This is a genomic window from Lentzea sp. NPDC058436, assembly GCF_042721515.1.
Taxonomy (GTDB): Bacteria; Actinomycetota; Actinomycetes; order Mycobacteriales; family Pseudonocardiaceae; genus Lentzea.
Window position 1 is genome coordinate 1,113,766 of record NZ_JBHXLF010000002.1, and the last position, 24,916, is coordinate 1,138,681.

A 24,916-nucleotide genomic window follows, 5' to 3' on the forward strand; every position below is an offset into this window, starting at 1 on the left:
TGTGGCACGCCGTTTTTCTGTGTCCATTGGAATTTCTTATGGCAGAACGGGCACAGTTCCTTGCCCTTTCGTGCGTCTTTTGTGTAAAAATTGACGCAGGGGAGGGCCGGATCTGTGATCGAAGATATGTATCCGTTGGCGCCTGTTCAGCAGGGCATGCTTTTCCACGTCCTGGAGGCGCAATCGGACAAGGGCGTCTACTGGGCGCAGGGGCTCTACGAGTTCGACGGGGTGCTCGACCTCGACGCCATGCGCCGCGCGTGGGAGTCGGTGGTCGCCCGCCACGCCGTGCTGCGCACCGGTTTCGTGTGGGAGGGCGTGCCCGAGCCGCTCCAGGTCGTCATGGGTGACGTCCAGGTGCCGTTCGAGGTGCACGACTGGACGGCCGTCGCCGACCAGAAGGCCGCACTCGACGACCTGCTCGCCCGCGACCGCGCCCAGGGCTTCGACCTCACCAAGCCGCCCCTCATGCGCGTGCACGTCATCAACGACGGCACCAGCCACCACCGCATGGTGTGGGCGCTCTACTCGGGACTGTGCGACGGCTGGAGCGTGCCCGTCGTCCTCGAAGAGGTCGGCGCGACCTACGACGCGCTGTGCCGCGGCACGACCCCCGACCTCGAACCCGTGCGCCCCTACCGCGACTTCATCGCCTGGCTGGGCAAGCGCGACCGCGCCGAGGCCGAGGCGTTCTGGCGCGACTACCTCGCCGGCTTCGACGCCCCGACGGCGTTGCCCGTCGACCACTCGGTTCGCGAGCACTGGGCCCAGGGCCGCCGCCACGCCGAGCTGCCCGAGGCCCTGACCACGTCGATCATGGACCTGGCCCGGCGAAAGCGCGTCACTCCGTCCACGGTCATCCAGGCGGCGTGGGCACTCCTGCTGTCCGCCTACTCCGGCGACGACGAGGTCGTCTACGGCCTCACCGTGTCCGGCCGTCCCGCCGACCTGCCCGGCGTCGAGTCGATGGTCGGCGTCTTCATCAACACGCTGCCCGTGCGCGTGCGCATCTCGTGGGAGCACTCCTTCGCCGACTGGCTGGGAGAGCTGCAGGCCAACCAGGTCGCGGTGCAGCGCTACGAGTTCACCGCGCTCTCGGACATCAAGCGCTGGTCGGAACTCCCGCGCGGCAGCGGTGTCTTCGACAGCATCGTCGTGTTCGGCAACTACCCGCAGGCCCTTCTGTCCGAAGAGGACGAGGAGAACGACGACGAGGACCGCTTCGGTGCCCTCGACTCGATCGAGCAGGTGAACTACCCGATCGCGTTCGCGGTCGACCTGGAGGACACGCTCAAGATCGAGGCCGAGTTCTCGACCGGCGCGTTCGACGAGGCCACCGTCGACAGGCTGCTCGACCAGCTGCAGGCCGTGCTGTCCGCCGCAGTGGAACGTCCCGAGCAGCTCGTGCGCGAGGTGACGCCCGCGCCGGTGACCGAGTGGGGTGTGGGGCCTGCGGCGGACGAGCAGTTCGTCGGTCTGGCCGAACGGTTCCGGCGTGCGGTGGACGAGTTCGACGGCCAGGTGGCCGTTCGGGACGGTGCCGTCGAGCTGACCTACGCCGAACTCGGTGAGCGGGTCGCTCGGGTGGCTTCCGGCCTGGGTGCGGCCGGTGTGCGGGACGAGACCCGTGTCGGGTTGTGGTTCGAGCGGTCGGCCGATCTGGTGGTCGCGATCCTCGCCGTGGCGCAGGCAGGCGGGACGTACGTTCCGCTGGACCCGGCGTTGCCGCACGGCCGGTTGAGGGACGTGCAGGCGGCGGCCGGGGTCGAGCTGGTCGTGTCGCGCGGCGACTACGCGCTGGACGGTCCGCGTGTCGTCGAGTTCGCGGAACTGGTCACCAGCCCGGCCGAGCGGCTCGAACTCGTTGCCCTGCCTGAACGTCTGGTCTACACGATGTTCACCTCGGGCTCGACCGGCGTCCCCAAGGGCGTCGAGGTCACCGAGGAGGGCGTCGTCCGCGTCGTCCTCGACCCGGCAGTGACCGCACGGCCCGGAGACGTGGTCGCGCACATGGCGGCGGTGTCGTTCGACGCCTCCACCTGGGAGATCTGGACGGCGTTGCTGAGCGGCGCCACCCTGGCCGTGGCGCCGGCGAACCTGGCCGAGCGGATGGACGTCGCCAAGCTCTTCGCGCGGCACGACGTGACGTTGTCGTTCATGACCACCGGCCTGTTCCACCAGCTGGCGGACACCGACCCGGCCGTGTTCTCCGGGCACCGCCTGGTGCTGGCAGGCGGCGAGGCGATGTCGCCCGTCCAGGCGCGCAAGGTGCTCGACGCCAACCCGTCCGTGGCGATCTACAACATGTACGGGCCGACCGAGTCCACTGTGTACGCGTCGTTCCACGACATGCACACCGGGCGGCTCGGTCCGTCGTCGGTCCCGATCGGAACCGCGTTGCGCGGCCTGCGGTTCTACGTGCTGGACCGCTGGTTGCAGCCGACGCCGATCGGCGTGCCGGGCGAGCTGTACATCGGCGGCACCGGCCTGGCGCGCGGCTACGCGGGGCGTGCCGACCTGGCCGCCGAACGGTTCCTCGCCGACCCGTACGTGCCTGGCGCCCGCATGTACCGCACCGGTGACCTGGTGCGGTGGGGTGCCGACGGCGCCGTCGACTTCGTGGGGCGCACCGACAACCAGGTCAAGATCCGCGGCTTCCGCGTGGAGCCGGGCGAGGTCGAGCACGTGCTCGCCGGTCACCCGGACGTCGCGAACGCGGCCGTGATCGTGAACGACAAGCGGCTGATCGCGTACGTCGTCAGCACCGTGGAGCCCGCGGACCTCCGGCGCTTCCTCGCCGAACGCCTGCCGGAGTTCCTGGTGCCGTCGGCGGTCGTGCCGATGGACGAGTTGCCGTTGAACCCCAACGGCAAGCTGGACGTGCGGGCGCTGCCCGACCCCGGCGCGCCCGAGCGCACGACCGCGTACGAAGCGCCCAGCACGGAGGCCGAGCGCACGCTCGCCGAGGTGTGGACGCAGGTGCTCGGCGTCGACCGCGTCGGCGTGCACGACAACTTCTTCGAGCTGGGCGGCGACTCGATCGTCAGCCTCCAGATCGTGTCGAGGGCGCGCGCCGCCGGACTGCGACTGGAGATCGCGGACCTCTTCACCCACCAGACGGTCCAGGAGCTCGCGGCCCGCGTCAGCACGGCGGAGGAGCCCACGGCCGACCAGGGCACCGTCAGCGGGCCCGTGGCGTTCACGCCCATCCAGAGCTGGTTCCTGCGCGAGGAACTGCCGCAACGCGACCACTTCAACTGGTCGGGCATGTTCGAGCTGGAGCCGGGCACCGCCGCGAGCACGATGCGGGCCGCGCTCGGCACCGTCGTCGCGCACCACGACGCCCTGCGGTTGCGCCTCGTCGGGGACGGGCAGGAGAACCTCGCCGCCGAGACCGCCGAACTGGTCAGCGTGCTCGACGCGACCGGACTCGACGGTGTCGCGCTGGACGAGGCCGTCACCGCGGCCATGACGACCGCGCAGACGTCGCTGAGCCTGGTCGACGGTCCGCTGCTGCGCGCCGTGTACGTGGACCGGGGCGAGCGGCCGGCGTGGTTCGGCCTCACCGTGCACCACTACGTCGTGGACGCGGTCTCGTGGAACGTCCTGCTGGAGGACCTGGAGACTGCCTACTCCGGCGGTGTCCTGCCTCCCAAGACCACCTCGTACCAGGAGTGGGCGGCCGCGCTGGAGGCGTTCGACCCGCAGGACGAACTGGCCTGGTGGCGCGACGTCGTGCGGACGACCACGCCCGTGCCGGCCGACCTCGACGGGCCCAACACCGAGGACTCGACCGAGTCCGTGCGCGTTTCCCTTGACGCGGAAAGCACTTCGGTGCTCCTCACGCAGGCCCACCGCGCCTACCGCACCCAGGGCCACGAACTGCTCCTCGCCGGGCTGCTGCAGGTGCTCGGCCGCTGGACGGGCGCGGGTGCCGCCGCGATCGACCTGGAGAGCCACGGCCGCGAGCCGATCGCCGACGGCATCGACCTGAGCCGCACCGTCGGCTGGTTCACCGCCATCCACCCCGTGGGGCTGCGGCACTCCGACCTCGACGACGTGTCCGGCGTGATCAAGGCGGTCAAGGAGCAGCTGCGTTCCGTGCCGCGCCGCGGTGTCGGCTACACCGTGCTGCGCGAGCGGGACGCTCAGCTCCGTGACGCGCCCGCTCGCCCGGTCGTCTTCAACTACCTCGGTGGTGTCGACGCCGTCGAGGAGTCGGACGGCCTGTTCGCCCGTGAGCTCTCCGAGGAACTGGGTGGTCCGGCCGAGGGCGACGGCGGGCTGCGCTCGCACGTGCTCGGCGTCGAGGTGGTCCAGGCCGCCGACGGCACCCTGTCCGTGGAGCTGCAGTACAGCACCAACCTGCACGACCGTTCGACGATCGCGCGCCTCGCCTCGGAGTACGTCGCCGCGCTGGCCGGGATCGCGGAGCACTGCGTGTCCGGTGCCTCCGGCCTGACGCCGTCGGACGTTCCGCTGGCCTCGCTCTCGCAGTCCTCTTTGGACGCTCTGGTGGAGCGGACTCCCGGACTGGTCGACGCCTACCCGCTGTCGCCGTTGCAGCAGGGCATGCTGTTCCACGCCGTCGAGTCGCCGGACAGCGGTGTCTACTGGACGCAGGACGTCCGCGAGCTGACCGGTGAGCTGGACGTCGAGGCCATGCGCGCCGCGTGGCAGCTCGTGCTCGACCGGCATCCCGCGCTGCGCACCGGTTTCGTGTGGACGGGCGAGCCCCTGCAGGTCGTCGTGGGCGACGTCCAGGTGCCGTTCGAGGTGCGCGACTGGACGTCCGTCGAAGATCCCGACGCCGCGGTCGACGAACTGCTGGCCGAGGACCGCGCTCGTGGTTGCGACCTGAGCGTGGCGCCGTTGCTGCGGGTCACCGTCGCGCAGGGCCGCGATCGCCACTGGATCCTGCTGGCGTTCCACCACCTCTACGCCGACGGCTGGAGCATCCCGCTGCTGTGGGACGAGGTCACGGCCGCCTACCAGGGCGAGTCGCTGCCGCCGGTGCGCCCGTACCGCGACTTCATCGCGTGGCTTGGCCGGCGCGACTCCGTTGAAGCGGAGGGGTTCTGGCGCGAGTACCTGGCCGGGTTCGACTCGCCGACGCCGCTGCCGGTCGACCGCGTGGTGCGTGAGCACTGGTCGCAGGACCGGCGCGAACTGGCGCTGCCCCGCGACGTCACGACCGCGCTGATGTCGCTGGCACGTGACCAGCGCGTCACGCTGTCGACGGTCGTGCAGGCGGCGTGGTCCGTGCTGCTGGCGGCCTACTCAGGCGAGGACGACGTCGTGTTCGGCCTGACGGTGTCCGGCCGGCCCGCAGACCTGCCCGGTGTCGAGTCGATCGTCGGCCTGTTCATCAACACGCTGCCGGTGCGGGTCCGCGTGGCCTGGGAGACGTCGTTCGCCGACTGGCTCGGCGACCTGCAGGAGAACCAGGTCGCGGTGCAGCGGCACGAGCACACGCCGCTCGCCGACATCCAGCGCGTCGCCACGGGCGGCCTGTTCGACAGCATGCTGGTCTTCGGCAACTACCCGCAGGGCGCGGCGCCGGAGGAGGGCGAGGAGGACCCGGAGGAGCTGTTCGCCTCGACCGACTCCGTCGAGCAGATGCACTACCCGATCATCCTCGCGGTCGACCTCGAAGCGACCCTGAAGGTGGAGGCCAACTTCTCCACCGGCGCGTTCGACGCGTCCACTGTGGAGCGACTGCTCGGGCAGCTCGCCGAGGTGCTGACCGCTGCCGCGCGCCGGCCGTTGGCCGTGGTGCGCGAGATGACGCCTGCCGCTGCTGACGGGTGGGGCGTGGGGCCGGCGGCGGACGAACCGTTCGTGGGGCTGGCGGAGCGGTTCCGGCGGGCGGTGGCCGGGTTCGGCGACCAGGTGGCGGTTCGGGACGGTGCCGCGGAGTGGACCTACGCCGAACTCGGCGACCGGGTTGCCCGCGTCGCCTCTGGCCTGCGTGCTGCCGGTGTGCGGGACGAGACCCGTGTCGGGTTGTGGTTCGAGCGGTCGGCCGACCTCGTGGTCGCGATCCTCGCCGTGGCGCAGGCGGGCGGGACGTACGTGCCGCTGGACCCGGCGCTGCCGCACAGCCGGTTGCGTGACGTGCAGGCGGCGGCCGGTGTCGAGCTGGTCGTGTCCCGTGGCGACTACGCGCTCGAAGGACCGCGTGTCGTTGATCTCGCGGAGCTGGAGACTTCGGCTGGGGAGTGGCCCGAACTCGCCGCCGTGCCGGGGCGCCTGGTCTACACGATGTTCACCTCGGGCTCGACCGGCGTCCCCAAGGGCGTCGAGGTCACCGAGGAAGGCGTCCTGCGGGTCGTCCTCGACCCCGCGGTCGCCGCTCACCCCGGCGACGTCGTGGCGCACATGGCGGCGGTGTCGTTCGACGCCTCCACCTGGGAGATCTGGACCGCGCTGCTGACCGGCGCCACCCTCGCCATCGCCCCCGCGAACCTGGCCGAACGGCTCGACGTCGCCAAGCTCTACACCGAGCACGGCGTCACGTTGTCGTTCATGACCACCGGTCTGTTCCACCAGCTGGCGGACACCGATCCCGCCGTGTTCTCGGGGCACCGCAAGGTGCTCGCGGGCGGCGAGGGCATGTCTCCCGTCCAGGCGCGCAAGGTGCTGGACGCGAACCCGGCCGTCGGCGTCTTCAACATGTACGGGCCGACCGAGTCCACTGTGTACGCGTCGTTCCACGACATGCACACCGGACGGCTCGGCCCGGCGACCGTGCCGATCGGCGACCCGTTGCGGGGCCTGCGCTTCTCCGTGCTGGACCAGTGGCTGCGGCCCACGCCCGTCGGCGTGCCGGGCGAGCTGTACATCGGTGGTACCGGCCTGGCCCGTGGCTACGCGGGACGTGCCGACCTGGCCGCCGAGCGGTTCGTTCCCGACCCGGACGTGCCCGGCGCCCGCATGTACCGCACCGGTGACCTGGTGCAGTGGGGCGCGGACGGGGCGGTCGACTTCGTCGGGCGCACCGACGACCAGGTCAAGATCCGCGGGTTCCGGGTCGAGCCCGGTGAGGTCGAGCACGTGCTCGCCGGACATCCGGAGGTCGCCAACGCCGCCGTGGTCGTTCGTGAGCTGCAGCAGGGCAAGCGGCTCGTCGCGTACGTCGTGAGCACGGCCGATGCAGCGGAGTTGAAGGGCTTCCTCGCCGAGCGGCTGCCGGAGTTCCTGGTGCCGTCAGCGATCGTGCAGCTCGACGAGCTGCCGTTGAACTCCAACGGGAAGCTCGACAAGCGCGCGCTGCCGTTGCCCGAGGCGCCGGAGTCCACGAGCGTCGCGCCCAGCACCGACGTCGAACGGGCGCTGGCCGCCGTGTGGTCGCAGGTGCTCGGCGTCGAACGGGTCGGCGTGCACGACAACTACTTCGAGCTGGGCGGCGACTCGATCGTCAGCCTCCAGGTCGTGGCCCGTGCGCGGGAGGCCGGCCTGGAACTGAAGATCGCCGACCTCTTCACTCACCAGACCATCCAGCAGATCGCGCTCCACACCGGCGTCGCGGTCGGCTCGCAGGTCGTCGCGAAGCCGTTGGCGGACCTGGAGCCGCTCAAGGCGCGGGTGCCGGGCGCCGTGGACGCGTACCCGTTGTCGCCCATGCAGCAGGGCATGCTGTTCCACGTCCTGGAGGCGCCCGCCGACACCGCGGTGTACTGGGCGCAGGACGTGCGCGAGCTGCGCGGGCCGCTCGACGCCGCCGCCCTGCGCGATGCGTGGCGGACCGTCGTCGGACGGCACCCCGCGCTGCGCAGCGCGTTCGTGTGGGAGGGCGTCGAGGAACCGCTGCAGGTCGTGATCGGCGAGGTCGACGTGCCGTTCGAGGTGCTCGACTGGACGTCCGTGACCGATCCCGGCGCTGCCCTGGACGACCTGCTCGACGCCGACCAGCGGCGCGGGTTCGACGTCACCACCGCGCCGTTGCTGCGGGTGTACGTGGCCGACCGTGGCGACCGCCAGTGGGTCGTGTTCACGTTCCACCACCTCTACCTCGACGGCTGGAGCATCCCGCTCGTCTGGGACGAGGTGCTGGCGGCGTACCGGAAGCAGTCGCTGCCGCCGGTCCGCCCGTACCGCGACTACATCGCGTGGCTGCAGGAGCAGCCCGCGGCGGACGACTTCTGGCGCGAGTACCTCGACGGCTTCACGTCGCCGACCGCGCTGCCCGTCGACCGCACCTCGCGAGTGCACTGGGACCAGGGCAGGCACCACCGCGAACTGCCGGAGAGCGTCGCCCTCGCGCTGGAGGCGCTCGCACGGCGCGAGCACGTCACGATCAGCGCCGTCGTGCAGGCCGCGTGGGCGTTGTTGCTGGCGTCGCACAGCGGTGACGACGACATCGTCTTCGGACTCACCGTGTCGGGACGCCCGGCCGCACTGCCCGGTGTCGAGTCGATCGTCGGCCTGTTCATCAACACGCTGCCCGTGCGGATCCGGGTTCCCGGCGACCGCACACCGTTCGAGCAGTGGTTGCGGACCGTCCAGGAAGGACAGGTTGCGGCACAACGGTTCGAGCACTCGCCGTTGGTCGACATCCAGCGGATCGCCGGTGTGCCGAGGCTGTTCGAGAGCATCGTCGCGGTGCAGAACCTGCCCAGTGGCCTGGACGACGAGGGCGACGACGACGGGGACGAGTTCGACTCGCCCGCCATGCTGGAGCAGGGCCGGTACCCGCTGAAGCTCGTCGTGGACGTCGACGGCCAGCTGGCGCTGCTGTGCGAGTACTCGACGGGTGCGTTCGACTCGGCGACGGTCGAGGCGCTGGTCGACCAGCTGGAGCTCATCCTGACCACGGTCGCGGAGACGCCGGGCACGCCGGTGCGGGAGATCGCGCTGCTGGACGCCGACCGGCGGGCCGAGGTGCTGGAGTGGAGCTCGTCCGCGGCCCGCGAGATGCCGGAGGCGCACCTGGTCGCGTTGTTCGGACGGCAGGTGCTGGCTCACCCGGACCGGATCGCGCTCCGGGGTGGCCGCGAGTTGACGTACGCCGAACTCGACCGGCGGGCCGCCGGGGTGGCTCGGTGGTTGCGGACGCAGGGCGTGGGGGTGGGCACGCGGGTCGGGCTGCACCTGGACCGCGGGGTCGAGCTGATCGTCGCGATGCTCGGGGTGATCGGGGCCGGGGGCAGCTACGTGCCGCTGGACCCGGCGCAGAACTCGGCTCGCCTCGCGCAGATGGTGGGGGCGGCCGAGGTCGGTGTGGTGGTCACGGACCGGGAGTGGCCGCTCGACATCCCCCGAGTTCGCGTTCTCGACGTGAACGTTCTGGAGGTTCCGCAGAACGACCGGTCGCTTCCTGTTGCCGGCGCCCCCGACAGCGAGCTGTACGTGCTGTTCACCTCCGGCTCCACCGGAGTCCCGAAGGGCGTGTCGCTGACCCACGAGGGCGTGGCCAGGGTCGTCACCGACCCGGCCGTGCGCGTGGAACCCGGCGACGTCGTCTCGCACCTCGCGGGCATCGGCTTCGACACCGGTGCGTTCGAGATCTGGCTGGCCCTGCTCAACGGCGCCACCCTCGTCGTCGGCCCCGCCGACGTCGCCGAGCGGATGGACGTCGGCAAGTTCCTGCGGGACAACGACATCACGGCGTCGCTGCTCACGACGGGCCTCTTCCACCAGCTGGTCGAGACCTCGCCCGACGTGCTCGACGGCCTGCGGCTGCTCGTGGTCGGTGGTGACGCCCTGCAGGCACAGCACGCCCGCACGGCTCGCGAACGGCGGCCGGACCTGCGGATCGTGAACGCCTACGGGCCCACTGAGACCACCATGACGTGCACCATCCACACCCTCAACGGTGTCACCACGCAGGTGCCGATCGGCCGGCCGTTCGCGGGCATGCGGGCGTTCGTGCTCGACTCGTGGCTCCAGGTGGTGCCGCCCGGTGTCGCCGGCGAGCTGTTCGTCGGTGGTCCGGGTGTGGCGCGCGGGTACGTCGGCCGTGCGGACCTCACCGCGGAACGGTTCGTTCCCGACCCGACACAGCAGGGCGAACGCCTGTACCGCACGGGAGACCGGGCCCGGTGGCGTGCCGACGGGACGCTGGAGTTCCTCGGCCGCGCTGACGACCAGGTCAAGATCCGGGGCTTCCGGGTCGAGCCCGGTGAGGTCGAGGCACTGCTGAGCACTCACGAGGGTGTGCGGGCGGCGGCTGTCGTCGCCACGGCGTCGGGGACCGGGAAGCGGCTGGTGGCCTACGTGGTCACCGACGCCGAGACCGGAGAGTTGCGCGCGTTCCTGCGCGAGCGGCTGCCCGACTACCTGGTGCCAACCGCGTTCGTGACGCTCGACGCGCTTCCGTTGACCGCCAACGGCAAGCTCGACCGCCGTGCCCTGCCCGAACCGGCCGCGCCCGAGGAGGACCAGGAGTTCGTCGCCCCGCGCAACGACCAGGAACGCGCTCTCACGGAGATCTGGGCGAAGTTGCTCGGTGCCGACCGCGTCGGTGTGCACGACAACTTCTTCGACCTGGGTGGCGACTCGATCGCCAGCCTGCAGGTGGTGGCACGGGCTCGTGCCGCGGGTCTCGGCCTCGCGGTCGCGGACCTGTTCACCCACCAGACGGTCGCCGAACTCGCCGCCGTGGCAACGGTTCCCGCGACGATCGACGAGGGGCCGGCCACCGGGCCGGTGCCGCTCACGCCCATCCAGCGGTGGTTCACCAACGCCACCATCGACGACCGGAACCACTGGAACTGGTCCGGGCTCTTCGAGCTGGAGCCGGGCGTCGACGCCGGCAGGCTCGCCGCCGCGCTCAACACGGTCGTCACGCACCACGACGCCCTGCGCACCCGCCTGCACCACGGGCCCGACGGCTGGCACCAGCACGTCGTGGAACCGGGTGAGGCGGCCAGGTTCGAGGTCGTCCGAGGCGATGCCCAGCAGCACATGGACGCGCTGCAACGCTCGCTGGACCTCGAGAACGGGCCGCTGGTGGCCGCGATCCTGTTCGACCGCGGTGACGAACCCGCCCACCTCGGCCTGGTCGCGCACCACCTGGTGGTCGACGGCGTGTCGTGGAACGTCCTGCTGGAGGACCTCGACGCCGCCTACCAGGGTGACGAGCTGCCGCCGAAGACGACGTCGTTCCGCAGGTGGGCCGAGTCGGTCACCACCTTCGCGGACAGCGACGAGGTCCGCGCCGAACTGCCGTACTGGCTGGAGAAGGCGGAGACGCCCTTCACGCTGCCGGTCGACGCCACCGGTGCCAACACCGAGGACTCGGCCGCGGTCGTCGAGGTCGCGCTCGACTCGGGAAGCCTGCCCAACGCCAGGGTGCTCGACATCGTTCTGGCCGCGCTGCACCAGACGCTGGGGGAGTGGGTCGGCACCGACACGGTCGTCGTCGACCTCGAACACCACGGCCGCGAGAGCGTCGCACCGGGCACGGACCTGTCCCGCACGGTCGGCTGGTTCACCTCGGTGCACCCGGTGGTGCTCCGGCACGACGACCTGAGCGACGGCGCCGGAGTCGTCGAAGCGGCACGGGAAAGCCTGAAGTCCTTGCCACGGCACGGAGTCGGCTACGGCGCGTTGCGCCACCTGACGGCCGACGACCAGGAGGTGCGCCGCCTGCGCGCCGCGCCCGACCGTCAGATCAACATCAACTTCACGGGCGGGCTCGACGCCGTGAACGACGACGAGGTCAGGGGCCTCATCGTCGACGAACTACCGGGTGACCTGTGCGGCGACAGCACCAGCGGAGGTGTTCGTCCGTACGCGCTGCACCTGGAGATCGAGCGTTCCGGCGAGGGAGAGCTCCTCGTCGAATGGCACCACAGCACCAACCTTCACCGCACCGAAACCGTGCGACGGGTCGCATCCCGCTTCCGGGAAGCCGCAGAGGCCCTCATCGCACTCCCAGACAGCAATTGAGGGGGAGCAGTCCTTGTCCACGCCCAAACGGATCTACACCCTGTCGTCGGAAGAGGCCGCGGAGGCCGAGAACCTGACGCTGCGCATCGCCAAGGAGTACTCGGGCCCGGCGGACGAGCAGCTGCTGCGCGACCTGCCGCTGCTCGCCGCCGAACTGCCCGTGGGCCAGCGCCGCTTCCTGCGCGACTTCGCGCTGGAGGACGAGCTGGGCTACGCCGTCGTCCGCGGTCACAACATCGACGACGCGCGTGTCGGCCCGACGCCGGAGCACTGGCGCGGCCGCCCGACGCCGTCCCCGGAGTTCGCCGAGGAGATCCTCCTGCTGCTGCACGGATCCCTGCTCGGTGAGCCGTTCGGCTGGAAGACCCAGCAGGACGCCCGGCTCGTGCACGACATCTTCCCCATCAAGGGTTTCGAGACCGAGCAGATGGGGATCGGCAGCACCGACACGCTCACGCTGCACACCGAGGACGCGTTCCACCCGTGGCGCGCGGACTACCTGCTGCTGGAGTGCCTGCGCAACCCCGACCAGGTCGCGACGATCGTGTCGGAGCCCGACCTCCGGTCGCTCGACGCGGACATCCTCGAGCTGCTGCACGAGCCGAACTTCCTGATCCGGCCGGACGACTCGCACCTGGCGAAGCACAACGTCACCAAGGGCGTCGACGCCGAGTTCTCCGAGATCGACGACATGAAGGCCGACGACAACCGCGTCGCGGTGCTCTACGGGTCGCGCGAGCACCCGTACATCCGCATCGACCCGTACTTCATGGAGACGCCGACGGACCCGGCCGCGCGCAGGGCGTTGCAGGCCGTCAGCGACCTCCTGGAGGCGTCGTGCCTGGACGTCGCGCTGACGCCCGGTGACGTGCTGATCATCAACAACCACCGCCTCGCGCACGGCAGGCAGGCGTTCCAGGCCCATTACGACGGCACGGACCGCTGGCTCAAGCGGGTCAGCATCACGACCGACCTGCGGAAGTCCCACGAGCGGCGCGCCTCGGCGACCGCACGCCTCATCTGACGGATACGGAAGTCATGCCGAACCCGCTCCACAACCTCCCGCCCACCGCCAGGGGCATCCTCGCCGTCCTCCGGGTCCTGCCACGGGTCAGCCGGCCGCGCACGGTGCTCCTGGCGGGCGGCGTGGTGGTGAGCGCCGCCCTGCCCATCGGGATCGCGGTCCTCACCGGTCTGCTCATCGGCGCCATCCCGGACGCCGCGAGAGGCGGTGCGGACTCACCGGCCGCCGACCGGGTGAGCACGCTGCTGGCCGCCGTCGCGGTCGCGATCCTGGTCGAACGCCTCACGTCACCGCTGCTGCGGGCCGCCGTGTCGACGCTCGGCCGCGACGTCGACAGGTACCTGCAGGAGGTCGTGCTCACCGCGCTGGGCAAGCCGAGGGGCATCGCGCACCTCGAGGACTCCGACGTGGTCGACGAGGTCCGCATCGTGCGGGGCCTCGGCATGAGCGCGCACCGGCCGGGCCAGACCGTCGAGGCACTGCCCGAGGTGCTCACGTCGTGGCTGCGGGCGATCGGCTCGGCTGCCGTGCTCACCTGGTTCCACTGGTGGCTCGGCGCGCTGTGGCTGGTGGTCTGGCCGATCATCGTCTACCGGATGCAGCGCGACTACCTGCGGGTCGGCGAGGAGGGCTTCGGGCAGAGCGCCCAGCTCCGCCAGGCCGAGTACGTCCGCGACCTCGCGCTCGACCCGCCGCCGGCCAAGGAGGTGCGCCTGTGGGGCGTGCTCGACTGGCTCGTGCACCGCTTCGACACGTTGTGGCAGGCGGGGATCGGACCGATCCGCAAGGCACGCCGCCCCCGCCCCGGCATGGTGGTCGGGTCCGCCTCGGCGATCATGGTCATCAACGTGCTGTCGTACGGCCTGCTGGCTTATGCGGCGGTGCAGGGGAACCTGACGCTGGCCGCGCTCGCGGTGTTCGTGGAGGCACTGGCCAACGCGAACGAGTACGCGGTCGGTGACGAGCACCTGTACCTGTCCAACGCGGCCGTCACCGTGCCGAAGCTGCTCTCCCTGGAGAAGCGGCTCGCCGAGAGCGGGCCTCCGCAGTCCGGGTTGCCGGTCGGTGCGGACGTTCCCGCGCAGGAGATCCGTTACGAGGGCGTGCACTTCAGATATCCCGGCGGTGAGCGGGACGTCCACAAGGGACTGGACCTCGTCATCCCGGCGGGGAGGTCGCTGGCGATCGTCGGCGACAACGGCGCGGGCAAGACCTCGCTCGTGAAGCTGCTGGCCGGGTTCTACGAGCCCACCGGCGGCAAGATCACGGTCGACGGCGCCGACCTGGCGAGCCTCGACCCGGAGGAGTGGCGCAGGCGCGTCGCCGTGCTGTTCCAGGACTTCACCCGCTACCACCTGCCGGTGCGCGACAACATCGGCCTCGGCGCCCCCGAGCACGCGGGCGACGAGGACATGCTGCGCCGCGCCGCCGAACGGGCAGGGATCGGCGACCTGATCGAGTCGCTGCCGAAGGGCTGGGACACCGTGCTGTCGCAGGCCTACAGCGACGGCGTCGACCTCTCCGGCGGGCAGTGGCAGCGCGTCGCACTGGCCCGCGCGATGTTCGCCGTCGAGGCGGGCGCCAAGGTCCTCGTGCTCGACGAGCCCGCGGCCGCTCTGGACGTGCGGGCGGAAGCCGAGCTGTACGAACGGTTCCTGGACCTCACGCAGGGCCTCACCACGATCATCATCTCGCACCGCTTCTCCACCGTGCGGCGCGCGGACCGGATCGTGGTCGTGTCCGAGGGCCAGGCGATCGAGGCCGGCGGTCACGACGAGCTGATGGACCTCGACGGCCGTTACGCCCACCTGTTCCGCCTGCAGGCGGAGCGCTTCCAGCCGGTGGGAGGCACCGATGCGTGACACCTGGAGGGCTTTCCTCACCACCATCAGCTTCGGGTTCCGGGCGGCGCGCTGGCACGCGGTCTTCCAGATCGTCACGGAGATCGCGCTCGCGCTCACCGGGCCGTTGATCGCCTACAGCGCCGCCACCCTCGTGGACGCGGCCGCGGACAGCGATCTCGAAGGCGCGCTCACCGCCGGGTTCGGCATCGCCGCCGCGACCGGGTTGCTCATCGTCGCCCAGTACTACAACGCCCACTGCGTCTTCGCGGTCCTGGAACGCACGCAGGCGTTGTCGGACAGGACGTTGATGCGCCTGCTCGGCGGGATCGCCAGTCTCGCCCCGCACGAGCACCCGAAGTACCTCGACCAGATCCAGCTCCTGCGCGAGGAGCGCGAGAGCCTCGCCGAGATGACCAACGCGACGGCCGGCCTGATCAGCGCGATCGTGGGCTTCGGCACCACGGCGTTGCTGCTCGCGGACGTCCACCCGGCACTGATCTCGCTGGCGCTGCTGGCGTTCATCTCGCTGTGGATCACCAGCCGGGCCAACGACCTCGCGGTGGACGCGCAGGAGGACACCGGCGAACCCGAGCGGCTGCGCCGCCACCTGTTCGACATCGGCACGACTGCCGGTGCCGGCAAGGAGCTGCGGATCTTCGGGCTCACCCGCGAACTGGTCCGCCGGCACCACCAGGTGTCCGACGAGGTGCTGGACACCCGCAACCGCGCTGCCTGGCGCGGCGCCGCGTTGAAGAGCATCGACGCCGTGATCAACGCGGCCGGGTTCTTCGGCGCGATCGCTCTGGTGGTCTGGCTCGCCGTCGACGGCAAGGCGAGTCCCGGTGACGTCGTGCTGGTCGTCGCCCTGACGATCGAGATGGCCGCGGTCGTCGCCACGTCCGTCGGCTACAGCGGCGACTTCCTGTGGTGCGTCAAACAGGCGAAGCGCTACCTCTGGCTGGAGCGGTTCGCCGCCGAGGCCGCCAAGGAGCCCGACGAACCGGTGGCGCCGCCCGCGACGCTGAACCGCGGCATCGACCTCGTCGACGTCACCTACCGCTACCCCGGTAGCGAGCGGACCGTGCTCGACGGCGTCTCGCTGCACCTGCCCGCCGGAGCCGTGGTGGCGCTGGTGGGCGAGAACGGCGCGGGCAAGTCCACGCTCGTGAAGTTGTTGTGCGACTTCTACGAACCGGACGACGGCAAGATCCAGGTCGACGGCGTCGACCTGCGCCGCTTCCCCGTCCCGCAGTGGCGGGCCAGGCTCACCGGTGCCTTCCAGGACTTCGTGGAGCTGCGGCTGCCGGCCCGCGAGGCGATCGGGATCGCCGACACCACGCGGATCAACGACGACGTCGCTCTGCAAGGAGCTCTGGCACGCGCTGGAGCGACGTCCGTTGTGGACGGTCTGCCGCACGGACTCGACACGCAGCTCGGCCGGGAGTGGGACGGCGGTGTCGAGCTGTCCGGCGGGCAGTGGCAGAAGCTGGCGCTCGCCCGCGGCCTGCTGCGCACCGACCCGTTGCTGGCCGTGTTCGACGAGCCGACCGCCGCTCTGGACCCGCAGACCGAGCACGCGTTGTTCGAGCGGTTCGCCGAGGCCGCCCGCGAGGGCAAGTCACGCGGAACGGTGACTCTCCTCGTGTCGCACCGGTTCTCGACCGTGCGCATGGCGGACCTGATCGTCGTGCTCGACGGCGGCCGCATCCGCGAGATGGGCAGCCACGAGGACCTGATGGCCCACCCCGACCTCTACGCCGAGCTGTACGACCTGCAGTCCTCGGCCTACCGCTGAAAGGAGCCGTCCGAATGAAGTTCGAACCAGCACCTCTAGAGGACTGGATGCGTCTGTACTACTTCGCGGTGGACGACGACATCGGCAGCAGCGGGGTCGAGGACTACTCGCTCGCCGACCTGCGGGCGCTGCTCGGCATCGGAGCCGACGAGCTCGACGCCGTGGTGTTCCGCGACAGCACGTCGTTCGGCGGCGAGGAAGTGCGCACGGCCATCGCCCGCCAGTGGGGGACCGGCGACCCGGACAAGGTCATGGTCACGCACGGCGGCAGCGAGGCGATCTACCTCGTGCTGAGCACGTTGCTGGAGCCCACCGACTCCGTGGTCGTCACCGAGCCGACCTACCACACGCACACGTCGATCGCCCGGACGATGGGCTGCGACCTGCGCGTGTGGCCGTTGAGGCCGGAGAACGGCTTCCGCCCCGACCTGGACGACCTGCGCGCGGTCATCGACGGCGCGAAGGCCGTCGTCGTGAACTTCCCGCACAACCCGACGGGCGCGTCGCTCACGCCGGAGCAGCGCGACGAGTTCGTCGAGATCTGCCGGGAGGCCGGCGCGTACCTGGTGTGGGACCAGGCCTTCCGCGAGATGGTCGTGGAGGGCGAGCCGCTGGTCGACCCTGTCCACGACTACGACAAGGCCGTCTCGATCGGCACGCTGTCGAAGGGCTACGGCCTGCCGGGGCTGCGGGTCGGCTGGGCGATCGGCCCGGAGGACGTCCTGCGCGGCACGCTCGACCTGCGCGACCGGATGACGTTGCACCTGTCGCCGTTGGTGGAGCTGCTCGCCACCCGTGTGGCTCAGAACGCCGATCTGCTGGTGGGTCCGCGCATGGACAACGCCCGCAGGAACCTGGCGCTGCTGCGCAAGTGGGCCGCCGAGCACCCGGACCTGATCGACCTGCCGGAGCCGATGGGCGGCGCGTCCACGTTCCCGCAGCTCCTCGGCCACGCCGACACCACCGATTTCTGCCACGAACTGGCACGTCAGCACCGCACGCTCCTCGTTCCGGGGACGTGCTTCGGGGACCCGACCCGCGTCCGCCTGGGTTACGGCGGTCCCGCCGCCTCGTTCGCCCGAGGCCTCGAAACGCTCGCACTAGTGGGGGAGAAGGCCCGTGTTCAGAATTGACCTGTCCGAATCGGACGTCGCCGAGGCCGACGCCCTCGTCGCCTCGCTGGCGTCGAGGTACGGCACGGTGGAGGACCCGGCGTTCGTGCGCGAGGCCACGGTCATCGCGCACGAACTGCCCCGCGCCCTGCGTGCGGGCCTGCTGGAGTTCCGCCTGACCGAGCCGCACCCGTTGTGCGTCATCGGCGGCTACCGGATCGACAACGACCGCATCGGCCCGACGCCCGCGCACTGGAAGGACTGCGGCGGTGAAGGCAGGCCCACGCTCGCGGAGGACCTGTTCTTCTACCTGTGCGCGTCCCTGCTCGGCGACCCGATCGCCTGGTCCACCCAGCAGGACGGCCGGCTGCTGCACGACGTGTTCCCCATCAAGGAGCACCAGTACGAGCAGCTCGGCTCGGGCAGCGAAGAGCTGCTGACGTGGCACATCGAGGACGCGTTCCACCCGATGCGCACGGACTACGTGGGCCTCATGTGCCTGCGCAACCCGGACGGCGTCAACACCACGTACGGCTCCCTGGACGGCGTCGAGCTGCCGGAGGACGTCGTCGAGGTGCTGCGCCAGGAACGGTTCCCGATCCGCCCGGACCGCTCGCACCTCGCCGCCAACCGTCAGAACGACGACGGCGACGAGCAGCTGCGCCGCCTGCGCGACCGCAGCTACGAGTGGATCTCCGGCCTGGACGCCCACCCGGAGCCCATCGCCGTCCTGTTCGGCCCGCAGGAGGAGCCGTACCTGCGCCTCGACCCGTACTTCATGGAGGTCCCGGCCTCCGACCCCGAGGCCGCCGCCGCGCTGGACACGATCGTCAAGGCGATCGACGCCGCCATCACCGGTTACGCGTTGAAGCCCGGCGAGGTCCTGTTCCTCGACAACTACCGCGGCACCCACGGCCGTGAGCCGTTCACGGCCCGTTTCGACGGCACCGACCGCTGGCTGACCCGCCTGAACATCGCCCGCGACCTCCGCAAGTCGCGCGCCCACCGCCGCACCGCCGACGACCGCACCATCTACTAGTCAGGATTTCGAGATGCGCACGAGCCCTTTCGACGATGAGGACGGCCGCTTCTTCGTGGTCGTCAACGCCGAGGACCAGCACGCCCTGTGGCCAGCCACGCTGGCGACCGTTCCGGACGGCTGGACCGTCGTGCACGGCGAGGAGACCCGCCAGTCGTGCCTCGACTACGTGAACACGCACTGGACGGACATGCGGCCGCGCAGCGTGCGGGAACAGTTGGACCGGCAGGCCGCCGGTCGGTGATCCGGTTGGTGACGGGATAGGTGCTGTGGGGCGCGGCCTCGCCGGGGATGCCGGTGGGGCCGCGCCTGCTGTTGTGCCGGGATGCTGGTTGGGCGGCGGCTGCTGTTGTGCCGGGATGCTGGTTGGGCGGCGGCTGCTGTTGTGCCGGTGGGCCGCCGGGTGCAGGCGGCGTCCGCCGGTGGGGCCGTCCCTGCGGTCGTGACCGGAGTGGGCGGAGCCGCGCCTGCCGGTGTGTCGCGGGGATGCCGGTGGGGCAGCGCCTGCCGGGTGCCGCGGGGTGTCGATCGGCCGCATCTGCCGTTGTCGCTGGAGACCGGTGGGCCCCCCGCACCTCACCTGCGCCCGCTCACGCCCGCCGCGACCGGTTTGCCCCGCCACGTCCCACGTGTCCTGACAGGACGATCTAGGCTGGCGCGGTGATCACCGGGTGGCGGCACCCCGCCCGCCTCGTCGTACTCGCCTTCCTGGCGGCCACCGCGGCCGGCACGGTGCTGCTGATGCTGCCGGTCGCCGCCGAGTCCGGGCAGACCACGAGCTTCATGGACGCGCTGTTCACCGCGGCCTCCGGCATCAGCGGCACGGGTCTCGCGGTGGTGGACACCGGGTCGCACTGGTCGGCGTTCGGCGAGGTCGTGCTGCTGGTGCTGTGGCAGGTGGGCGGGTTCGGCATCATGACGCTCACGTCGGTGCTGGCGATGCTGATCTCGCACCGGCTGGGGCTGCACATGCAGCTCACCGTGAAGACCGAGACCAACACGCTGAACCTGGGACAGGTCCGCGCGGTCGTGGCCGGTGTCATCGCCATCAGCCTGATCGTCGAGGCGATCGGCGCGGTGGTGCTGGCGCTGCGGTTCTGGCTCGGCCACGGCGAGCCGTTCGGGCGGGCGCTGTACTCCGGGGTGTTCCACTCGATCTCGGCGTTCAACAGCGTCGGCCTGGCGCTCTACCCCGACAGCCTCATGCGGTACGCGACGGATCCGTGGGTGTGCCTGCCGATCGTGGTGGTCGCGGTGACGGGCGGGCTGGGGTTTCCCGTGCTGTTCGAGTTCCTGCGGCGGCACCGCAAGAGGTGGTCGCTGCACACCAAGATCACCGTGCCCGTGTACCTGGGGCTGATGGCGTTCGGCACGCTCGTGGTGCTCGTCGTCGAGTGGGGGCGCGCGGGCACGCTCGGTCCGTACGGGGTGGGGGACAAGCTCCTCATCGGACTGTTCCACGGCGTCATGCCGGGGACGGCCGGGTTCAACACCGTCGACGTCGCCCAGCTGCAGCCCGCCACGATGCTCGTCGGCGACGTGCTGATGTTCATCGGCGGCGGCAGCGCGGGCACGACCGGTGGCATCAAGGTCACGACGTTCGCGCTTCTCGCGTTCGTCCTGCTGGCCGAGGTGCGGGCCGAGCCGAGCGTGCACGTCATGGGCCGCCGCATCAGCGCCGAGGTGCAGCGGCAGGCGGTCACGGTCGCGCTGCTCGGGGTCGGCGTGGTGATGGCCGCGACGCTGATCCTGCTCGCCACCAGCACGTTCCGCCTCGACGACGTGCTGTTCGAGACCTCGTCGGCGTTCGGTGGTGTCGGCATGTCGACCGGCATCACCGCCGACCTGTCCGTCACGGGGCAGCTGGTCATCATCGTGCTGATGTTCATCGGCAGGGTCGGGCCGATCACCCTGGTGTCGGCTCTGGCGCTGCGGGAACGCCGCCGCCGCTACGAACTACCCGAGGAGCGACCCATTGTCGGATAAGGAACACCGCGTCGTCGTGCTCGGGCTGGGCCGCTTCGGCAGCTCGCTCGCGCTGGAGCTGGTCTCCCAGGGCGTCGAGGTCATGGCGATCGACTCGGACTCGAAGCTGGTCCAGCGCTACGCCGACGACCTCACCCACGCCGTCGTCGCCGACACGACCGACGCCGAGGTGATGCGCCAGCTCGGCGTCGACGAGTTCGAACGCGCGGTCGTCGGCATCGGCACCAACCTGGAGGCCAGCATCCTGACCACGGCCGTGCTGGCCGACTTCGGCATCCCCACCATCTGGGCCAAGGCGATCAGCCGCGAGCACGGCCGCATCCTCGAACGCATCGGCGCGCACCACGTCGTCCTGCCCGAGCACGAGATGGGCGAACGCGTGGCGCACCTCGTCACCGGCAAGATGCTGGACTACATCGAGTTCGAGGACGACTACGCGATGATCAAGGCCCGGCCGCCGAAGGAGGCGATCGGCAAGCCCCTCGGCCAGAGCAAGCTGCGCGGCAAGTACGGCGTCACGGTCGTGGGCGTCAAACGGCCGGGCGAGGGCTTCACCTACGCCACCGCGGAGACCGTGATCGAACGCGGCGACGTGCTGATCGTCGCCGGCAAGGTCACCGACGTGGAACGGATCGCGGACCTGACGTGACGCAGCGCGGCCCCCCGCACGGGGCCGCGCTGCGTCAGGCGGTCAGTACCGGCACTCGCTGTCCGCCCCGTTCGGCCCCGCGCAGACCGCGATCCAGACGACCGCGGACGGCATGTTCCTGGAGCCGCACGGCGAGGTGCTGCCGTTGCCGTCACCGACCAGGCCGGCCGACCCGTCCGCCAGTTCGTAGTAGGTCCGCACGCCCCAGCCGTCGGCCTTGGTGTCGCACGCGTAGACGCGGTACGTCTCGTTGCCGCCGTAACCCCTGCCCTGCGACAGGGTCAGCTGGGCGGCGTGCGCGGTGCCGCTCAGCACGAGCACGAGACCCGCCGCTCCTGCCGCGGCGAGGATTCGCTTGCCCCTCATGTCGTCCCCCTTCACTTCCAGTACTGGTCCGCCCAGTTCCCGCAGGTCGACTGCAGGAGCTGGGACTCACCGGTGCCGCGCGCCACGAGGCACAGGTTCGAGTAGGTGTTGACGAACCGGTCGGCCTGGGCGCTGGGCACCGCCTGCGGTGTCCAGATCTGGTCCGGCCAGGTCGTTCCCGTGCTGCACGTCGTCATCACGGCGAGCGACTCGCCGAACCCGCGCGTCGCCAGGCACAGGCCCAGCAGGGTGTTGCGGATGCGGTACCTCCGCTCGCCCGACGCGATCGGGACGAGCTGCCACCGCTGCTCCGGCGCCAGGTAGGCCGGGCTGGCGCAGAACCGCTGCGTTGCGGGACGCTCCCCGGCGCCCAGCGACGACGACATGCAGAGGCCGGAGTTGACGTTGCGCAGCACGAGGCCGCGTTGGACGCTCTGCACCGTCACCGTCTGGTTGTCGTGAATCCTGATCCACTGGCTCGTGACGCCCCGCCGGTCGACCTCGTGCTGGGTCCTGATGTACTGCGGCGGCACGCTGACGGTCACCGTGAGCAGCTCGTACCTCATCACGGAACCGGCGTCGACCCGGACGCCGTCCCAGTCCTCCAGTGCGGGGGTGCCGTTCCCCGGCGGCAGCCTCCTCGTGGTGCTGCCCGTTCCGCAGGGCGGCGCCTCCTGGTTCTTCCTCTCGTCGTCGCCGCACCAGTCCACGGCGATGAGGACGTGCTCGTCACTCGTCGAGTTCACCGTCTCCGAACGCGGGAACGCCTGTGCGGCAGGGGATGCGAGCAGAACGCCCGCCCCCGCCAGGCACAGCGCCGTGGTGAACGCTGTCAATCGACGCAACATCGACCCTCCCAAGCGATGTCGTTGCCATTCGGCCGACACCAACGTCGTCCCCACGGCGGTGCGTCGGCAACGCGTCAGGGGCAACTTGGGACGCTGGGACGAAAACCGGCCCCTGACCAGCGAGGACGTCGGTCCCTGGGACGTCGCGGACGTTTGGCCGATGGACGGGGAGGGGCGTCTGGGACACCCTGGAACCGTGACCGCAGGGGAGCGGGACGGCGATCGGCACGCGAGAGAACTCGGGGAACGGCTGGAGCGGCTCAAGTCGGCCAGCGACCTCAGCTACGACCGGATCGGGCGCAGGGTGCACCTGAGCAAGTCCGCGGTGCACCGCTACTGCAGGGGGACGAGCGTGCCGCGGGAGTTCGGCACCGTGGAACGCATCGCGCTGACGTGTGGCGCGAGCCGTGACGACATGGCCGCCCTGCACCACCTGTGGCTGCGGGCGACGGCGCCCGCACCGGACGTCGAAGTGGAAAGCCCTTCTCCCGAACCGGTTCCGGCGCCACCCGCGCGGCACGTCCGGAGGAGACCTGGGTGGGCGTGGGTGGCCGCCGTGGTGGTGTTGCCGGCCGCCCTGCTGGCAGCGAGCGCCGCCCAGGACTCACGGGGAGTCGCCGCGGACCCGCCGGGGCAGTCGGCCGCCGGTCCCGCGTGGACCCTGCCGCCCGCCCGCGTGCCGCCCGAGCTGTTCGGCGTCACGATCAACAGCGCCACCGGGGCCATGCCCGCGTTCCGCGTCGGCGCCGTCCGCTTCTGGGACGGCGGGACGCGGTGGTCGGAGACGGAGCGCGAGCGCGGGGCGCTCGACTGGACCACGCTCGACCGCCTGGTCGGCGGCGCGGAGAAGGCGGGCCTGCCACCGCTGTTCGTCTTCGGCAGCACCCCGAAGTGGGCCAGTCCCGACGGTCCGCCGGGGCCTTATCCCGACGGCACCTCGGCGCCTCCGGCCGACCTCGCGGACTGGGAGGGGTTCGTCCGGGCTGTGGCCGAGCGCTACCGGGGGCGGATCGAGGCGTACGAGCTGTGGGTGCTGGCCAACGACCGCCGGTTCTACAGCGGCAGCGTCGAGACCCTGGTCGAGATGACGCGCCGGGCGAGCAGGGTCGTCCGTGCCACCGACCCGGCGGCCACCGTCGTGTGCCCCGGCATGGGCCGCCTGCACACGGAGGAGGGGCTGGCGTTCCTCCGCCGGTTCATCGAGCTCGACGGGTACGACCACTGCGACGTCGCGGGCATCAAGCTGTTCCGCCCCAACGCCTCCGACCCGCCGGAGGTCGTGCTCGGGCACCTCGCGGCGGTCGACCGGGTGCTGCACGACGCCGGGATCCACCCGCGGCTGTGGAGCACCGGCACCGACTACGCGATCGCGACCCAGCCGCAGCTCGACGACGTCACCGCGCGCGACCACGCGGTGCGCTTCTTCCTCGTCGGGATGTTCGCGCGCAAGGTCAACCTCGAACGCCTCTACTTCTACAACTGGGGCGGAACGAAGATCCCCGTGGTGCTGCAGCCGGTCGGCGGGGTGCCGACGAGGGCCGCGCTCGCCGTCGAGCAGCTGCAGCGGTGGGTGCACGGGGCCGGCATCCGTTCGTGCGGCCGGGGTGTCGGCGTGAACCTGCCGGACAACGTCTTCGAGTGCGTCTACTCGGCGACCGACGCCGGACGGACCTACGACCTGACGATCCGGTGGACCGACAGGGGAACGGCCGCGGTCGTCGCACCGCCCCGCGCCTACGAGGTGCGACGCCTCGACGGGACCGCTCAGCCCGTGGAAGCGGGTGACACCCTCACGATCTCCGAGGAACCCGTCCTCATCGCCTCGACGCCGGCAGCGCCTCGCTGACCTCCGCCGAGAACACCTGGCGGATCACGCCGATCCACCACAGGAACGTCAGCGCGATGACCGTCGGGTTCTTCACGAACAGCAGCACGGCCAGGTAGGTCTGCCTGGCCGACGGCGGGAGCAACGCGGACACGAGGTGTTCGGCGACCACCTCGAACACCGCGAAGGCCGCGCCCAGGAACACGACCTGCCACAGCAGGCTGCGCCAGTGCCGCCGCACGAAGTCGCGACCGGACCGCAGCGCGCGGCCGGCCATCGCGATCCGCCAGACCAGCACCAGGAGCAGCACGCGGGCCGCCAGCACCACGACCTCGGACGCCGTCGCGAGGGCGGGAGGGACCTCGTCCGTCCAGTTCACGACGACCAGCCGCTGGACCGAGGCGATCAGCGACAGTCCCACCACCAGGCCCAGGTGGCGGGTGTAGCAGCGCCACGTCCATCTCGGCACTTCCAGCGCCAGCTTCAGCTCACTCATCGAATCCCCCTGGATGTTTCACTCGACTGAACAATTT

13 protein-coding genes are annotated in these 24,916 nt (G+C 70.9%); 10 read left to right on the forward strand and 3 right to left on the reverse strand.

Going from position 1 to position 24,916, the window contains the following annotated elements:
- Window positions 1–126: 126 nt before the first annotated feature.
- The 9 genes from ACFWN2_RS12335 to ACFWN2_RS12375 all read left to right on the forward strand — a co-directional run bounded on the left by ACFWN2_RS12335 (window position 127) and on the right by ACFWN2_RS12375 (window position 21,344).
- On the forward strand, window positions 127–11,895 hold the full coding sequence (locus ACFWN2_RS12335; protein WP_382427454.1) for an amino acid adenylation domain-containing protein: 11,769 nt from the start codon (window positions 127–129) through the stop codon (window positions 11,893–11,895).
- A gap of 13 nt (window positions 11,896–11,908) precedes the next feature.
- Window positions 11,909–12,919, forward strand: a complete 1,011-nt coding sequence (gene gntD / locus ACFWN2_RS12340) for a guanitoxin biosynthesis L-enduracididine beta-hydroxylase GntD (protein WP_382427004.1) — start codon at window positions 11,909–11,911, stop codon at window positions 12,917–12,919.
- Between the two features lie 14 nt (window positions 12,920–12,933).
- Complete coding sequence (locus tag ACFWN2_RS12345; RefSeq protein WP_382427006.1) at window positions 12,934–14,781, forward strand: ABC transporter ATP-binding protein; 1,848 nt, start codon at window positions 12,934–12,936, stop codon at window positions 14,779–14,781.
- On the forward strand, window positions 14,774–16,558 hold the full coding sequence (locus ACFWN2_RS12350; RefSeq protein ID WP_382427008.1) for an ABC transporter ATP-binding protein: 1,785 nt from the start codon (window positions 14,774–14,776) through the stop codon (window positions 16,556–16,558). The genes ACFWN2_RS12345 and ACFWN2_RS12350 overlap by 8 nt, the downstream gene beginning before the upstream one ends.
- Window positions 16,559–16,572: 14 nt before the next feature.
- On the forward strand, window positions 16,573–17,691 hold the full coding sequence (gene vioD, locus ACFWN2_RS12355) for a capreomycidine synthase (RefSeq protein WP_382427009.1): 1,119 nt from the start codon (window positions 16,573–16,575) through the stop codon (window positions 17,689–17,691).
- Window positions 17,678–18,709, forward strand: coding sequence for a guanitoxin biosynthesis L-enduracididine beta-hydroxylase GntD (gntD, locus tag ACFWN2_RS12360; RefSeq protein ID WP_382427010.1), 1,032 nt, complete (start codon window positions 17,678–17,680; stop codon window positions 18,707–18,709). Before vioD ends, gntD (ACFWN2_RS12360) begins: the two co-directional genes overlap by 14 nt.
- Before the next feature lie 13 nt (window positions 18,710–18,722).
- Window positions 18,723–18,953 carry an MbtH family protein gene (locus tag ACFWN2_RS12365; protein ID WP_382427011.1) on the forward strand — a complete coding sequence of 77 codons (231 nt, stop codon included), beginning with the start codon at window positions 18,723–18,725 and terminating at the stop codon, window positions 18,951–18,953.
- A 416-nt stretch (window positions 18,954–19,369) separates the two neighbouring features.
- Window positions 19,370–20,695 (forward strand): TrkH family potassium uptake protein, encoded by a 1,326-nt coding sequence (locus ACFWN2_RS12370; RefSeq protein WP_382427013.1) that lies wholly within the window; start codon window positions 19,370–19,372, stop codon window positions 20,693–20,695.
- Complete coding sequence (locus ACFWN2_RS12375) at window positions 20,685–21,344, forward strand: potassium channel family protein (RefSeq protein ID WP_382427014.1); 660 nt, start codon at window positions 20,685–20,687, stop codon at window positions 21,342–21,344. Before ACFWN2_RS12370 ends, ACFWN2_RS12375 begins: the two co-directional genes overlap by 11 nt.
- A gap of 42 nt (window positions 21,345–21,386) precedes the next feature.
- Here the strand turns inward: ACFWN2_RS12375 and ACFWN2_RS12380 are convergent, their stop codons facing one another.
- Together ACFWN2_RS12380 and ACFWN2_RS12385 are read right to left on the reverse strand one after the other, a co-directional pair.
- Window positions 21,387–21,710: a hypothetical protein gene (locus tag ACFWN2_RS12380; RefSeq protein WP_382427016.1), complete on the reverse strand. Its 324-nt coding sequence runs from the start codon at window positions 21,708–21,710 to the stop codon at window positions 21,387–21,389.
- Between the two features lie 11 nt (window positions 21,711–21,721).
- Complete coding sequence (locus tag ACFWN2_RS12385) at window positions 21,722–22,558, reverse strand: RICIN domain-containing protein (RefSeq protein ID WP_382427018.1); 837 nt, start codon at window positions 22,556–22,558, stop codon at window positions 21,722–21,724.
- 196 nt (window positions 22,559–22,754) lie between these two features.
- Here ACFWN2_RS12385 and ACFWN2_RS12390 point away from each other — a divergent pair, with 196 nt between their 5' ends.
- Window positions 22,755–24,404, forward strand: a complete 1,650-nt coding sequence (locus tag ACFWN2_RS12390; RefSeq protein WP_382427019.1) for a helix-turn-helix domain-containing protein — start codon at window positions 22,755–22,757, stop codon at window positions 24,402–24,404.
- On the opposite strand, the gene ACFWN2_RS12395 is transcribed toward ACFWN2_RS12390, so the two are convergent.
- Window positions 24,373–24,879, reverse strand: coding sequence for a hypothetical protein (locus tag ACFWN2_RS12395; protein ID WP_382427020.1), 507 nt, complete (start codon window positions 24,877–24,879; stop codon window positions 24,373–24,375). The genes ACFWN2_RS12390 and ACFWN2_RS12395 overlap by 32 nt on opposite strands.
- Window positions 24,880–24,916 lie beyond the last annotated feature (37 nt).